Source organism: Vibrio sp. 1249-1, assembly GCF_033340495.1.
Genome location: NZ_JAWOWJ010000003.1, coordinates 231,200 through 247,660 on the forward strand (window position 1 = coordinate 231,200; position 16,461 = coordinate 247,660).

Below are 16,461 nucleotides of genomic sequence, written 5' to 3' on the forward strand. Positions count from 1 at the left end.
AGGTGAGTTTATGCTGTCCATCTTTGATATTTACAAGATTGGTGTGGGCCCTTCTAGCTCTCACACCAATGGTCCAATGATCGCGGGTTACCACTTCACTCGTTTGATTGAATCGAACTTGGCAAAAGTGGTTCGTATTCAAGTCGATTTATACGGCTCACTCTCGTTAACGGGGATTGGTCACCATACTGACCGTGCAACCATTTTGGGTCTGTTGGGTAACAAACCAGATACCATCAAAATCGCTTCTGCGAACAAAGCGATGCGCAAGGCGATTGAAGAGGGCATGATGTCTGTCGATGGCCGTCATGAAATCGAATTCAACTACAAAACGGACATGTTGTTCCATGAAGAGAACCTTCCTCTGCATGAGAATGGAATGACGATTACTGCGTTAGATGCGCACGGCAATCAGGTTGGGTTTGAAACTTACTACTCTATCGGTGGTGGTTTCATCGCAACGGCGGATGAACTGCAAAATGGCAGTGCGACTGCTCCCGTAGAAGTTGAGCTTCCATTCTCCAGTGCAGACGAAATGTTGGCACAGGCAGAGAAGAATGGCATGAGCCTTGGCGGCATGATTCTGAAAAACGAACAAGCGTTTCAGGATATGGAAGCCATCAATCAACGTGCAGAACAGATCTGGCGTGTGATGACGCGTTGCATGGAGCGTGGTTTCGAAACAGAAGGCATCTTGGATGGCGGCTTGAACGTGACCCGCCGTGCGCCTAACTTGCTGAAGAAGCTTGAAGCAAATGCAGCGATTGAAAACGATCCAATGGAAATCATGGATTGGATTAACCTGTTTGCTTTTGCTGTGAGTGAAGAAAACGCGGCTGGTGGACAAGTGGTAACATCACCAACTAATGGTGCGGCGGGTGTGATTCCGGCAGTATTGATGTACTACCATCGCTTCATCAAAGAGCTTGATACTAAACAGCTTAAAGACTTTCTTGCTGTTTCCGGTGCGATTGGCATCTTGTACAAAACCAATGCGTCTATCTCGGGTGCCGAAGTGGGTTGTCAGGGCGAAGTTGGCGTGTCTTCTTCCATGGCGGCAGCTGGCTTGACCGCGCTGCGTGGTGGCAGCAATGAGCAAATTTGTATTGCGGCCGAGATCGCCATGGAGCACTCACTAGGCATGACGTGTGACCCGATTGGTGGCTTAGTGCAAGTACCGTGTATTGAGCGTAATGCAATGGGTGCAATGAAAGCGATCAATGCTTCTCGCATGGCATTAAAACGTAATAGTAAATGTTTGATCTCGTTGGATAAGGTGATTGAAACCATGTATCAAACGGGCAAAGACATGAACAAGAAATACCGCGAGACGTCACTGGGTGGATTGGCTTTGATCCACCTAGCGCCGCCTTGCGAATAATGAGTTAGGCAAATCTAACCAACAAAAAAGCCGAAGCACTGAGATGCATCGGCTTTCCTTTTTTGGAGCGTTTATAACTTAGCTATGCGTTTGCTCACCTTTTGGTGTGCTTTGGTTTGGTTGATAGTGCAAAATCACCATCGAGGTGGGTGACAGCAAGACTTCGCCTTCAGCATGTCCTGGGTTGAGATTACGTACGTTTGTATCACAGATCGTCACCCATTCTTGCTTTCGCTCATTGGGGAGCTTAAAGCGCGCTGTGGCGTTAGTTTGGTTGATGAGGTAGACCAGCTCTTGCCCTTCTTTACCGATACCAAGGTGAAGTGCGACAGAGCTTAAACGGTTCCAATCATCGTGCTCCATTAAGCGACCGTCTGTACGGCGCCAGAAAATACGGTTGTTATTGCGGTTTTCGCCACTGAAAGCTCGGATAAATGGCACCATGTATTGATTTCGGTTGGCGACCATTTGTGACATCCATGCTTTGAAATGTTGCTTACGTTCTGTCTCTTCCCAGTTCAGCCAACTGGTTTCGTTGTCTTGGCAATAGGCATTATTGTTACCACCTTGGGTGTGAGACAACACGTCAGCAGTGAGAATGTGTGGGATACCGAAGGCAAACAGCAAGCTAGCAATAAGGTTGCGTTTTTGCTTCTCACGCGTGGCGATGATCATCAGATTTTCTGTCTCGCCCTCAACACCGTAGTTTTCTGAACGATTGTCACCGTGACCGTCGCGATTTTCTTCGCCATTGGCTTCGTTATGTTTGTGCTTGTAAGACACTAAATCTTGCAGTGTGAAGCCATCGTGATACGTGATGTAATTTACGGTGAGTTTGTATGGCCAGTTCGCTGCACTATAAATGTCACGAGAGCCCATTAATCGAGTGGCAAACTCTTTTAAATAGCCTTGATCACCGCGCCAAAAACTGCGGGAAATATCACGCAGTTTGTCATTACATTCGTTCCAACCAAATGGAAAGTTACCCACTTGGTAGCCATTTGGACCAATATCCCAAGGCTCGGCAATCAATTTGGTTTCACGCAAAATTGGGTCTTGCGCAACGGCTTTAAAGAAAGCTGCTTCTGGGTTGTAATCATCGCCCTGTCGACCTAACGTTGCAGCCAAGTCAAAACGGAAGCCATCGACTTTAAATTCGCTAACCCAGTAGCGCAATGTATCCATCACAAGGTTTAACGCTGGTTGGTAGGTGAGATCGACTGTATTTCCGCAGCCAGTGTAATTGGCGAAGTGGTTGCCATGTTTGATGTAAAAACAGGAATCGAGGGCCTTCAGGTTGAAGATTGTAGGCCCTTCACCACCTTCAGCAGTGTGGTTGTAAACCACGTCGAGAATCACTTCGATACCGTTTTTATGCAATTCGCGAATTGTTGTTTTTAATTCCGTAACGGCGTCTTGTTCTGCGTAGCGCGGATCGGGCACCATAAAGAGATAAGGGTTGTATCCCCAATAATTGACCTTTTCCATCTCTAGTAGGTGAGGCTCATGCATGCATGCTGCGACAGGTAGCAATTGCAGCGTGTTGATGTTTTGCTGTTTGTAAAAGGCCAGCATTTCAGGTGATGCAAGACCTAAGTAGCGCCCCTTCAGCTTGTCTTCAACCTCTGGGTGGCGTTGGGTAAGCCCTTTGACGTGCGTCTCAAACAACACCATCTCTTCTCTGGGTATACGCGGGTGATCCGTGTTTTGCCAGTCAAAATCATCTTCGATAACGACGCACTTCGGCATATCGAAACTTTTGGCTGGAGAGTAGGGAGGGTGATAGTGGAGGGCTTTATCTATTGATTTTGCGTACGGATCAGAAATTAACAGTGGCTCGTCCTTGTGGGAGACAAGATAACCGTATTTTTGCCCCGGCTTAATATCTGGAATAAAAGTATGAAGTATGCCAGCGTATTCATTCGGTAAACCGTGAAGCTCGTAGCTGCCATCGTCTGCAAACAATGCCAGTTGAATGTCTTTTACGCCCGGAGCATGAATAGAGAAGTTACAGCCTTCTTTATTCAATGTTGCGCCCAGCGGGTAGGGGCGAGAGAGAAGTCGTGTCATCGGAGATACTTTATTTAATATTTATTGCTACCTTTAGGAAACTATAAGTTAAAAACTTTGTCTTACTAAGGTCAACCACCCTAAATATAAAAATATTCGTGTAATTTAATTACTTTATGTGACGGCTTAGAGTCAAAAATATGAAATGGCTATCACTTTGTAGCGGCTCAAAACCGAACAAACTTACTAATTCCTCCCTAGATTGGTGATCTGACTCGAAAAAACACCATTCGGTAAATTTTCTACTCCCTTCTCATCCCCCTTAAATTAGTTTAGGGCGGAGGAAGTCATCCTTGTACGCCTCGGGTAATCTCACAACTGTTGAAACAAACGGGGATTCGTTCCCATCTTACCTCTCTTTCTTTAGGTGTGTTTTTACTGCCTATATTCACCTAAAAGAGTGAGCAGGGAAGACAGAATTATAAATACCCTTAATGGAGTTAAGAATGAAAAAAGTAAGTGCAATTGCTGCTGCTGTAGCTGCAACTTTAGCTGCTGGTTCTGCATTCGCAGTGGATTTCCACGGTTACATGCGTGCTGGCGTTGGCGTGAACGCTGACGGTGGTCAACAATTAACATTCGAAAAGAACAAGATCGGTCGTCTAGGTAATGAAAGCGATATCTACGGCGAGATTCAACTAGGTAAAGAAGTTTACAACAACAACGGCAAAACGTTCTACGTAGACTCTATGGTTGCAATGACTTCTAACGGTTCAAACGACTGGGAAAGCACTTCTGCTAACTGTGGTTTGGATAACGGCGAAGTGAAATGTGTAGACGATGCACAATTCGCACTACGTCAGTTCAACGTTCAAGCTAAAGGCCTACTAAACTTTGCTCCTGAAGCAACGCTTTGGGCAGGTAAACGCTACTACCAACGTCACGACATTCATATCTCTGACTTCTACTACTGGAACATCTCTGGCGCGGGCGCTGGTGTTGAAGGTATCGAAGCTGGTCCTGGTAAAGTTTCTTTCGCTTGGGTTCGTAACGACCGCGGCGATATCGCAGACCCAGGCAACGATGGTGGCGCAACAAACGTAAACACTCTAGACGTACGTTACGCAGGTCTTCCTCTATGGGACAACGGCTCTCTAGAAATGGGCTTGAACTACGCAATTCTTAACGAAACTGACGCTGCGCCAAACGGCACTAAAGATGCGAAAAACGGCGTAATGTTCACAGCAGAATTGACTCAAGGTCTAGACGCTGGTTTCAACAAAACAGTGCTTCAGTACGGTACTGAAGGTTACTCTAAAACAATGGCATTCTACGGCGACGGTAGCTGGTACGGCGCAGAAGCTGACAACGGTGCATCTGGTTACCGCCTAATCAACTGGGGTGTAATCGGCATGGGCGACAGCTGGGAAATGGGTCACCAGTTAGTGTACGGTGTTGGTGAAGACATGTGGGCTGGCCAAGACAAGTGGGAAACAATGTCTGTTGTTGTTCGTCCAATGTACAAATGGGATGACAACCACAAAACTATTTTCGAAGCTGGTTACGCTATCGACGATAACGACGGAGAAGAAAACAAATACGGTAAGCTAACTGTTGCTCAAGCATGGTCTGCTGGCTCTAGCTTCTGGGCTCGTCCTGAAATCCGTGTTTACGCTTCTTACCTAACGGCTGACAAAGAAGACAACTCAAACACATTTGACAACGGTCGTTCAGACGATACGTTCCAGTTCGGTGTACAAGCTGAAGCTTGGTGGTAATCATCTAACCACTAAGTCCTAAATTGTCCTAGAATGATACAGCCAGAACTTATCTGGCTGTATTTATTTAAAAAACAATAAAGAGTCGAGGTAGACAGTAATGAAAAAATGGCTTGCTCCCGTACTGCTGGGCATGTTGGCTACTGGTTGTGCGTCTGTAGAACAAGTAGAGATGAGTCCAAAAGGTCAGCAACAAGTGATCACGCAATCGGGTGATATTCAATGGGTACCGCTTAACGTGCCTGTGGTTACTGAATTCGCTTTGACTGATAAAAGCCAAATGTTGTTGGATGGTAACAGTGCTGGCGCTATTGCAGCGTTTGCTCTTCCAGGTAACCGTGGCAGTCTCGATATCAAATTAGAGACATTCGTAAGTAAAGAACTTCAATTTTATGCTCCTAATGTCGCAGTGATGAACTCGGCAGGAGAAACCATTTACCAAGCAGATTTTTCAAAGTTTAAGTACGAACCAGCAAAACTGTTGGACAACGATAAATTCGTACTTGATCTCAATGTGATTCCAGACATGACAGGTAACGATCTGCATGTGTTGGTTTACACGACTTCCGCCGATCTAAAAGGAAGTACACAAGTTTTACACCCTGCAAAAGCCTTCGCCATGGCGCGTCACACTCAGCCGCCAGATATTGCAGACCCTCTAGCGAAACATAGCCCACTCGGTCAGTTCCGCTTTTCGGTATCCGCGAATGATATTGTGAATACTAAGATTGTTGCGAAAAACGACAACATTCCCCAAGGTACGGACCTTACTAGCTACTACTACAGCTCAATTGAAGCGGCAGTCGCAGCGAATGATATTCCGAAAGCGCTCACTTTGCTTGATGAAGCAAAAGAGCTAGGTATTGAAGGTGCACAACAAGTGTTTGTGAAAGCCGTAAATAGAAAATAATCAGATAAAAAAAGGTCAGCGAAATGCTGACCTTTTTCATAGAAAATAAACTAATAAAAATACCCCTACATAGAGTTACCTTATTCACATAATTATTTTTATTACTTTGTTTTTTATATAGGTTGGATCAATAATTAATGGCAGTTCCTAATTTATTTTTTGTACTTAGGAAATAAACAAACTTCTCGAAGTGATTTAAATTCACAATCTGACGATATTTATTTGTCGTTTGATATTTCCATTTTAATAACGATTAATATTTCTTTTAACCGTTGAGTTTATTTTACTTTGGATATACTAAAAAGGAATTACGTGAAATGAACATGATGAAGACCTCTCTTGCTGCTGCTCTACTTGTTGCCTTAGTGGGTTGTCAATCGACTGCAGAACCAGAAGCGGCCGCAGAGCCTGTTGTTAATATGTCTCAAGACGAAGTGGTTGCTTTCATGAAAGCGTGTGACAACCCAGATAGCACAGCGAAAGGACCTATTTCTAAACCACTATTTGTGGTGGGTACTTTTGCGGATTCCGATTGGAAACACGTGCCTCAGCGTCAATACACCTACAAAGGGAATAATTTCTACCAAGCCGTGGTTCAAGAAAAAGTAGGCTCCTACAAAATGCAGTATGCGACCGAATTATGGTTCCCACAATTTACCGCAAAAGGTAATAGAATGAACGTTGGTGAATTAACACCATTAACATTTGGTGGTTACGGTACGGATACTTCGGTTGATATTAAAGAAGATGGTAAATATGTATGGAGTCTTCAGTTTGAAGGAAAAGGCAAACCTGTTCATGTCATGGTAAATAAGTGCCAATAATATTCCATTCAGTTATTTAAAATCTATTTTTATTTATTAACCCCTGCATGAAACACATGTCGGGGTTAATTTTATTACTCAAATTTCCGTAGTTTATTTGAGTAAGTTAGGGAGAATAAAATGCGTAATATCCTACGTAACCATCGCCTGTCTCGATCGTTGCTTGCGTTAAGTGTGATTGGTGCTTTATCTGCGTGTAATTCTTCTGGTGGTGGCGACACTAATAGCAGCACTCCGCTACCGGATACCAGTTATGCTTGCCAAGCCAATGTCATGGCGCAAAGTAACCAACTTCGTACTTATCAAATCATGGTAGAGAGTTTTGTGGATGGTGATGCGAGCATTGGTCACGGTACAGGTTATGGCACCAGCCATCATAACGGCGATTTGCAAGGAGTGATTGATTCACTCGATTACATCCAAGATTTAGGGATGAACGCGATTTGGTTGACGCCAGTTTTTGAATCGGAAGCGATAGCGGGCCAAGAACACTGGGCCGATCGTCTGGATGCCACGGGCTACTTTGCAACGGATTACTTCACCATTGATCCACGTTTTGGTGATTTAGAAACGGCGAGAACCTTGGTCGAGGAAGCACACAAACGCGGCTTATACGTGTTTTTTGATGGTGTATTTGGTCATCACAAAGATGGTTTGATCAAACCATCTCCTTCCGGTTTGTTGCCATCGGGATCGAGCAATCCCGTTGATTACCCGGCCAGTCTCGATTTCTACAAAGAAGTGGCAACGTATTGGATCAAAGAACTGAAGATTGACGGCTGGCGTTTAGATCAAGCCTATCAAGTTCCGACAGACGCTTGGACACAAATTCGTAAAGCCGTCGATGAAGCCTCACAAAGTGTGACGTACACCAATAGCAAAGGCGAACAAGTGAATCCGTTGGGTTACATGGTGGCAGAGATTTGGAAAGGGGAGTCTGAAATCGCGAATGAGGCGTATGGATCGAACAGCGATCCAGCATTGTGCTCTGCGTTTGACTTCCCTATGCGATATCGCCTCGTTGAAACTTTGGCCGTGAATGAGAGCGGCGTGGGTGGTCGCGGTGCGGATTGGTTAGACAACGGCTACAGCACACACAACCAATATCCAACACATGCGCAGCCGAATTTGATGATCGGCAACCATGATTTAGTGCGCTTTGGTGACTTGTTACAGCGCGGAAACTTGGCGGATGTGAATGATGCAGAATATTGGTTACGCCATAAAGCCGCGTTTGCTTTCCAAGCGGCGTACACCGGGCCAATCACGTTGTACTACGGTGATGAAATCGGGGATCAAGTGGATGGTTTTGCCGCAAAAGAAGACAACAGCACCTGCGCCATTCAAGGTTTGTGCGATGATCACGTTGCGCGCAGTAGTGCGAAAATTGAAGGCGTGACGGCGACGCTTGATGCAAACCAAGCCGATCTCAAATCTTATGTGACATCGCTGATGACAATGCGCGATGCGCATCCTGCACTTTATCAAGGGTCACGCACGAATTTAGTTGCGAGTAACGGCAGTTATGTGGACTTGAAACAATCTGGTTCGGACAAAGTCTTGTTTGCGCTAAATGCCTTACAGAGCGCTAGAAGCGTCACTCTTACTCAGGAGAGTGTTGGTACTGGTGAGTTGGTGGATTTGCTCACGAATGAAAAAATTACTCCGAGTAATGGTCAATATCAGATTCTGATGTCGCCACTACAAGGACGATTCTTTGCGGTAAAACCTTAAGGAATTATCCAGAATTGATGCTCACCAGTTGAGCTGACCACAAGCTTTCTTATAAACAAGCCAAGTGTTGTTGCTGACCCCCATAGGCTCACACTTGGCTTTTTTCTGTCTGTTTTACTTTTCCCTTAATGGTTTTACGACGATGTAGCCAACAAGTTGCTTCGCTTTTTGTATTGGCATTTGTTTTCAGCAGATGGATATTTGTGAGATAAGCTGCACATTAAAAAGTAAATTAACACTTGTGCAACGTAAAAATGTGACTGAAGGATTACTTATGCCCCACTAATATGTTTATCGTGTTTGGGATTTATATAACTAATGGAAAAGTATAATGAAATCCATAACGAACTCCCTCTGTCTCCTTGCTGCTGTTAGCTCTCCGTTTGCATATAGCCAAATTATCAACGGTGACTTTGAGCAGTGGAATGGCAATGTACCTACGCAGTGGTCAGAGATTGACGCGGGCATCGCGGTGTCGCCAAGCAGCGAACAAATCAAATCGGGCGGCCTGGCTGCTCAAGTCGTCGTGAATACAGGTACCCAAAGCAACACCGACTTTTTGCAAACCATTAATGTGGAGCAAGGGAAAACCTATCCGTTTTCTGTCTCGGTTTATCATACCGAAGGAAATGTAAAAGCACGTCTGGTGGTTGATGGTTATCACAATTACTCGAACCCACAACAGATAAACCAGTGGCAAGAGCTCGTGCACAATTACACAGCGAGCTCGAACAAGACCATCAACGTCGGTTTGCGTTTTTACGATGAAGCCAGTTTTGATGGCTCAGAAGTTGTCTACGTCGATAATTTTCAACCGACCGAGACAAGTACACAACCTCCTGTAGAAAGTTGTAGTGATCACCAAGTGGTCTTGACTCTCACAACCGATAATTATGGTTCAGAAACTAGCTGGACGTTAAAAAACAACCAAGCTGAAGTACTGTTTTCTGGTCAGGGATATGAGTCAGCAATCACCATTGAAAAGAGCATGTGCTTAGCTGACGGTAACTACCAATTCACGATTCAAGACGAGTATGGTGACGGCATTTGTTGTGGCAGTGGCGCGGGGTCGTACACGCTGACTGAGGGAGATAAGACTCTTGCTTCTGGCGCTGAATTCTCGAAAAGTGAAACCACCGATTTTACGTTAGGTGACTCAACCACGACCCCACCAGTGGTTGATGGTTACTATCAAGCGGCATCTGGTAAGACGGGATACGCTCTAAAAACAGCGTTGTTTAACATTATCAATAATCACTCCAGCCGAGGCTATTCTGCGGTCTGGACCTTGGTAAAAGATGCCGATATTGATCGTTATTACGAAAATGATGGCTCTATTCTCGATATGTATTCTGAAAAGCCATCTGCTAGCGATACAGTAAGCTTTACCAAAGTCACAGACCAATGTGGCCAATACAAAACGGAAGGGGATTGCTACAACCGTGAGCACTCTTTTCCGAAAAGCTGGTTTGGCGGTAAGGTTGAGCCGATGAACTCAGACGGTCATCACTTGTTTGCAACCGATGGTTATGTAAACGCGAAGCGCAGTAATTGGCCATTTGGTGAAGTGGGCACCGCGACCTACGTGTCTAGTAATGGCTCTAAACTTGGCCAAGCAAGCACTAGTCTGGGCTACTCCGGTACGGTGTTTGAGCCGATCGATGAGTTTAAAGGCGATTTTGCTCGTGCCTATTTCTACATGGCAACCCGCTATGAAAATATTGTAGGTAACTGGGAAGGCAATTCAAGCAATGCGGATGCTGTCCTTGATGGTTCAAGTTCAAAGGTTTTTGAACCTTGGATGTTAAACATGCTTAAGCGTTGGCACAAAAATGATCCCGTTAGTGAAAAAGAACGAAACCGCAATCAACAAGTGTTTGATTTTCAGGGCAATCGTAATCCATTCATTGATCATCCTGAGTTTGTTGAACAGATTTGGGGAAACTAACACCTTTTTGATTTTGGTATCCACCATTTAGTGACGCCAACAAAACAAAGGGGAAGCGTGATGCTTCCCCTTTTTCATTACGGATGTTTTTAAATGAAACTAGTTTTTCGTTACCGTCACGATTGGCGCCGACTTGTCAGCCGCATTGAAGTGGAAGTTGTAGTTTCCTGCTTCTGCAATCGCAATTTTTAGGTTTGCGCTACCGCCACCGGCTTCCATCGTCAGCGCTTTACCAAGCTCAACACTGCCTTCACCACCGAAGTTGGTGTCTGCTGCCCAGTCTGCGCTCGCAACTTTCATCTCGTAGTTGCCCGCCGCTAGGGTAATGTCTAGCGAATAAACGTCATTTGCAACATAGCTGAACTTCGCTGTTGAGTCTTGTGCTGGAGCATCCCATGTAGTGATAGTGCCACGTAAGTAAAGTGCTGTTTCACCGAATGTTGGTGCATCTGCTGACTTGGTCACTGACACGACCGGTTTTTCTACGCTTTCATCTTGAACATGCAGCGCGTTCAGAGTGAAGTTGTACTTACCTGTTTCAGCAACAGACAGCTTACAGTTACCTTCTGAACCTAAGTCTAGTGAACCAGAAGCTATATTCGCAGCATCACAACCGATGTTTGGATTTGCCCAACCAGAGTCCGCGAATTTGAACTCGTGCTCACCTGCTTCAAGAACGCCAGTTACAGAGTACATGCCGTTGCCAATAAAGGTCATCGCCCAATCACTGCTATCAGACCACTCGTTCATCGTGCCTTTCACGTAAACAACGGTTTCGCCGTAAGGAGGAATGCTCGATACGTCTTTGTTATCCGTGTTTACTGGTAGGCCAGCACCTTGTGCGCCGTCTTGTGGCTGCACGAATACCGCTGTTGTCAGTGCTGGTACTGTGAACGTTTCATTGGTGAAGCTTGCACCTTTCACGATGTCATCCGCAGAGTTTTGTTGAACTTCATGTAACTCGAAACCAGTTGCGCCAGCAACTTTGAAAGACTTCTCAGTTGATGTTGAGTTCACAACGGCCACAACAGCATCGTAGTTCGAATCTAAATCGGCACCTGCTGATGTACCATCGTCGATAGACATCACAATCAAGCCTTCCACTTGGTCTTTCCCTACGTTGCGGAAGTCCACACGGTTCATCACTTCTTGCGCGGTATCTAGGCGGAACAGTTCGCTTGTGCTACGGATTTTTAGTAGCTCTAGGAATTGTTGCTTAGTCAGCTCGATGTCGGTTGAATCTGGTTTCGCCGTGCTGTCACCAACGATGGTTTTGATCAGCTCCCAGTTTGCACCGTCTTTGTCTTCACGTGGTAGACCAACGTTCCAGTTATTGTCGCTTCCGTCGAAGAATACACGGTTGAACCAGTCACCAGAATCGTACGAGTCGCGCTGCATGGATTTAGAGCGCAATAGCTCAGAACCCATGTGGATGAATGGAATGCCTTGACCAAGCATCACCGTTGATAGGGACACAGACTGCATACGTGCACGCTCGGCAGATGAAGTGCCTGTCGCAATCTTGTAGGCGTTGTTATCCCACAATGTTTGGTTGTCGTGCTTAGACACGTAAGAGATGTTCTCTGATGGCACTTTTGTGTAGCCTGCAGGCGCACCATTGTAATCAACGTTCTTACCCAGCTTGGTTTCGCCTTTGTAATCAAGAAGGATGTAGTCAGCCAAGTTACCAGCCATACCTAGACGAACCAGATCTTGGTTGTGTAAACGACCATTCACCGATTCGGCGTCAGTTTTGGTTTCTTCGTTAGGATAAGCGGCGTTACCAAAGCCTTGGTTAAAGCGAAGTGGGTGCTTACCTTCAGAATCTACACCGCCATCAAACGGGCTTCCGCCACGAACTGCGTCACGCAGACGATCAGAGAAAGTACCGATTTCTGTCCCCGCCATGTTGACTTGTGTCGCCTGATCGAAGCGAGCGTTTTGCGCGACTTCACCAAAGTCCCAACCTTCGCCGTAGAACAAGGTATTCGGGTCAATTTCACGGACTTTTTCAAGTGCGTAAACCATCACATCTTTCGGCTGGTGGCCCATAAGGTCAAAACGGAAACCATCGACTTTATAGTCATCCGCCCATACCATCAATGAGTCAACCATTAGTTTACCCATCATCAAGTTCTCGGTTGCGGTGTTATCACAACAGGTTGAGTTTTCGACGCCGCCAGTGTTGACGTTTAGGCGGTGGTAGTACCCAGGGACAATCTTATCCAGTACTGATTTTTCGTTCACACCAGATGCATTTGTGTGGTTGTACACGACGTCCATGACCAGTTTCAGATCCATTTTATGCGTCGCTTGAACCATTTCGCGGAACTCAAGAATACGCTTAGATCCGTTAGGATCGGTCGCATAACTGCCTTCTGGCACGGTGTAGTGGTAAGGGTCATAACCCCAGTTGAAGCTGTCTAGCATGCGAAGATCGTTCATCAACGCTTGTGCTTTGCCCGTTGTTGGGTCGTAGCTATTTAATACCTCTTCAATCACTTTGCCGTCATCTTCGGTCTCACAAATGGAGGCTTCTGGCTTGATGCCACAAAGTTTACCCACGGTGTCGGTGATATCGACTCGCTTGTCAGCGTCTTCATCCACGGTTGCAATATCAAATGCTGGCAGGATATGTAGCGTTGTTAGGCCAGCATCTTTCAGGGCTTTTAAGTGAGAAACAGACTCACGCTCAGGTTCTGTAAGCGCCAGATATTTGCCATCAAGACTTGGTGTGCCTTTACTGTCGTTAAAACTGAAATCACGAATGTGTGACTCGTAAAGGACGTGGTCTTCGTCTTTTTTAACCGTTGGGCGTGCGTAGTTTTTCCAATCTTGAGGCATTAAGCTTGGATCATCTAAATCAACCACTTGCGAGTATCGCGAGTTTTTAGACAAGCTCATTGAATATGGGTCTGTTACCAAACGCGTTTCAACGACCCCTGTTGTAGGGTGGTACACCTTAACTTGGTAGCGATAGTATTTGTTGACAACGTTGCTTTGTGCCTCAGAAACCCAGATACCTGTTGCTGGGTCTTCCGTCATGGCAACGGTCGCTTCTTCTGCTAAGTTTTCATCGTAGATTATCAGATCAACATCTTGGGCAGTTGGTGCCCATAGTTTGAAGGTTGCGGCACCGCCTTCCACAATCGCACCGAGTTCTTGACCGATCGCGTTACCTGCCTTGGAATCGGCAAACACCGCATCCAAAACACCCGGTTTTTGCACTTCAGTTGCAGAAATGACGTCACCATTTGCGTTGTAAGCCACCATAACGATTTGTGACTTCAGGATCGTACGCAAGGTCGCGTCATCGACATCGATACCCGCAGCTTGAAGGCTAGCAAGGTGACGGAAGCGTGATTTCAGACCATCAGACAACTCACCAGCTTTTGTCAGCTCAACCGCTGTACCGCCAGAGATTTGCTTATCTTCATCCATTTTGATGTCATTGCTAAGGCTGTAGAACAGCTTCATGGAATCCGCACTGGTCGCCGCTTCCCATGCAATGGTGTTGGCGTCTAACCAATGGGCTTTTTGACCATCAATATCAACAGGGCGCTCTTCTATTGGCTCGTAGTAAAGTTCACTGCTGCCGTGGAAGCCAAACAAACCTTTCGATTCGCCGATTTTCGTCAACTCTACTTTTGAGTTTGCGCTGCCGAACGCTTTCTCATCACCTTTGTGCAGAATGAAGTTCATGCATTCGTGTGGGTCAGAGGCGTCAGGGTTTATTTTCAGTACGTAGTAAGCACCGTAGGTGTCGTTGATGCCATCGAATGGGTGTGGCGCAGACCAATCCGTTCCTGTTCCCGGAATGCCCATTGCGTCTAAATCTGTGCTGGTACAGCCCTCACCGTTCCATAGGTGCAAGCCCCAACCTTCGTAGTCGCTTGCTGTTGAAGCTGATGCTACGTCACGTTTGTAATAAATGACGACTTCGTTCTCTCCCGCAGGGTACAAGCCTGAGCCAGGGTTCGTCGTATCTTCGTTCGTGCTATCACTACCACAACCGCTGATTACCGCGACGGAAATCAAAGGCAGTACGGTTTTGGCAATTGTTGATAATTTAAATGTCTTATTGTCCACGTTTACAAATCCATTGTTATTGAATTGATATTGAGCTGCGCGCTGCCTTCGCTGACTCAATCATCAAGAAGGTTTTGCACACGCTAGAAAGGCAGATGCCAAAAAAGGAAATGTTCAATTAGATGCTAATACACTGAATCATCAGCAAAATGTGAGAGCAGGCTGTTAAGTTTTTTACAGGTGCAAATTTTCTGTCACAGTCGATTTTGTTCACAAATTAAATAATAAAACAGGCGCATAGTGAGAGATTCTGCACATCATTAAAATGTGAATTTTTATGGGAGGAGTAAGGGGGGATGATAGGGGATGAGAATATCTCAGCCCCAAAACCGTGATTAAGTTCTATAAAAATGAGGGCCATATTTTTCTTTTAAAAATAAGTTGCAGTGATGTTGAGTAAAATACCGCCATTAAGTATTCGCAAGCTTCAGATTTTCGCTAAGTGGTCGTTATATAATGAAGGTAGTCGGCATTACGTCGGCGCGTAATCATAAGATTTCCCTGAAAGGGAGTTGAATTGGGCCCTGAAACCAAAAGAGGCTATTTATGAGTAGTATGGGCATTGCCATTGCGGCAACTGGCCTTTCACTCGTCCTGATATTTGTGTGGATGATCTCGTTGTCGATGCGGAAACAGAGACTCGAGGCAGAGAGGAAAGCTCGCGAAGCCGCTTATCGAAAGGCGATGCATAAAGCGCGAGAGCAAGAGCGTAAAGAGCGAGAGTTCAAAGCAGAAACCGGGCATATCCCCACCATTTTATTTCTAGCGAAAGAAGCCGAAAAGGACAACATTCGTCAAGCGCTGTATTGGTATGATAAAGCCGCTAAACTGGACAATGTGACGGGGATGTATGGCATTGTTCGCTTAAGTGAACGCATGCGCGAAGATGTGATTTTAAAAGAGCAGGCAAACTTCTGGCGTACCGCAATTGCGGGAATGGAAGGGGATACCGAAGCGAAATTTTCGACGGGCAAGGCCTTGGTCTTTGGTCGAGGAACTGAAAAAAATATCCCAAAAGGTAACCAACTGATTGAAACTGCCGCCGAAGAAGGCTGCATTGATGCCATGATTTATATGGGGGAATGGCAGCTTTCACCAGACAATAGTGCAGGACGCAGTGCAGATGCGCTTTACTGGTTTATGAAAGCGGCGGAAAAAGACAGTGCGGATGGCAAGATCCAAGTCGGCTTATGTTACCTAAATGGCATTGGTACAGAAAAAAGCATGGTTAAAGGTTGCTACTGGCTGGAACGGGCCGCGGAAGGTGGCAGTGCTAAAGCGATGTATCATGCTGGCGAAGCGTGGAAGGATAAAGGTAAAACGGGTAATGCAATTGCTTACGTTTGGCTGTTTCTTGCTGCCAATATGGGCTACCAACCTGCGCGTACGTTACGTGATGAAGTGGCAACCAATATTGGTGTTGATGTTGTCGTTGGATTGCAGTCCATAGCGAAGCCGTTGCAAAGAAAACTGGCCTCAGGAATGGTGAGAAAGCACTCTATTATTCGAGCCCTTAACAAAGTGTACAAACGCGAAGCGTATTTTCCTGCGGAAGAGGAGCTCAATGCGGTGTTGAATGATGAGAATAAAGACGCCTCCGAAGCTTGGGAGGAGGCATCAACACTAGATTTTCAGCCTAAGATGACAACGGTAACAGCAGAAGACCAGGCAAGCACATCGCCCAACGAAAAAAAACTCTCTAAAGATGCGTTCGATTTCACTCAAAACTTCCTTCAGCCATAACCTATCTTATCCAGAAGCCTCAAGATTGAGGCTTTTCTTTTGTC

9 protein-coding genes are annotated in these 16,461 nt (G+C 45.7%); 7 read left to right on the forward strand and 2 right to left on the reverse strand.

Annotation, left to right across the window (positions count from 1 at the left end; genetic code table 11):
* The first annotated feature begins 10 nt into the window (after positions 1-10).
* Positions 11-1,381 (forward strand): L-serine ammonia-lyase, encoded by a 1,371-nt coding sequence (locus R7Z50_RS07795; RefSeq protein ID WP_213880204.1) that lies wholly within the window; start codon positions 11-13, stop codon positions 1,379-1,381.
* Positions 1,382-1,459: 78 nt separating this feature from the next.
* Here the strand turns inward: R7Z50_RS07795 and glgX are convergent, their stop codons facing one another.
* Complete coding sequence (gene glgX / locus R7Z50_RS07800; RefSeq protein ID WP_170897375.1) at positions 1,460-3,451, reverse strand: glycogen debranching protein GlgX; 1,992 nt, start codon at positions 3,449-3,451, stop codon at positions 1,460-1,462.
* A 446-nt stretch (positions 3,452-3,897) separates the two neighbouring features.
* On the opposite strand from glgX, the gene R7Z50_RS07805 reads away from it, so the two are divergent.
* The 5 genes from R7Z50_RS07805 (at position 3,898) to R7Z50_RS07825 (ending at position 10,585) form a co-directional block, all read left to right on the forward strand.
* Positions 3,898-5,169 carry a maltoporin gene (locus tag R7Z50_RS07805; RefSeq protein WP_005374784.1) on the forward strand — a complete coding sequence of 424 codons (1,272 nt, stop codon included), beginning with the start codon at positions 3,898-3,900 and terminating at the stop codon, positions 5,167-5,169.
* Positions 5,170-5,269: 100 nt separating this feature from the next.
* Complete coding sequence (locus tag R7Z50_RS07810) at positions 5,270-6,079, forward strand: MalM family protein (protein ID WP_005374786.1); 810 nt, start codon at positions 5,270-5,272, stop codon at positions 6,077-6,079.
* 317 nt (positions 6,080-6,396) lie between these two features.
* Positions 6,397-6,903, forward strand: a complete 507-nt coding sequence (locus R7Z50_RS07815) for a hypothetical protein (RefSeq protein ID WP_005374788.1) — start codon at positions 6,397-6,399, stop codon at positions 6,901-6,903.
* Positions 6,904-7,023: 120 nt separating this feature from the next.
* Positions 7,024-8,637 (forward strand): alpha-amylase family glycosyl hydrolase, encoded by a 1,614-nt coding sequence (locus R7Z50_RS07820; protein WP_318148995.1) that lies wholly within the window; start codon positions 7,024-7,026, stop codon positions 8,635-8,637.
* A 331-nt stretch (positions 8,638-8,968) separates the two neighbouring features.
* Positions 8,969-10,585, forward strand: coding sequence for an endonuclease (locus tag R7Z50_RS07825; protein ID WP_104976395.1), 1,617 nt, complete (start codon positions 8,969-8,971; stop codon positions 10,583-10,585).
* A 99-nt stretch (positions 10,586-10,684) separates the two neighbouring features.
* On the opposite strand, the gene pulA is transcribed toward R7Z50_RS07825, so the two are convergent.
* Positions 10,685-14,674 (reverse strand): pullulanase-type alpha-1,6-glucosidase, encoded by a 3,990-nt coding sequence (pulA, locus tag R7Z50_RS07830; RefSeq protein WP_318148996.1) that lies wholly within the window; start codon positions 14,672-14,674, stop codon positions 10,685-10,687.
* A 546-nt stretch (positions 14,675-15,220) separates the two neighbouring features.
* On the opposite strand from pulA, the gene R7Z50_RS07835 reads away from it, so the two are divergent.
* Positions 15,221-16,417 carry a tetratricopeptide repeat protein gene (locus R7Z50_RS07835; protein ID WP_206970586.1) on the forward strand — a complete coding sequence of 399 codons (1,197 nt, stop codon included), beginning with the start codon at positions 15,221-15,223 and terminating at the stop codon, positions 16,415-16,417.
* The last annotated feature ends 44 nt before the right edge of the window (positions 16,418-16,461 follow it).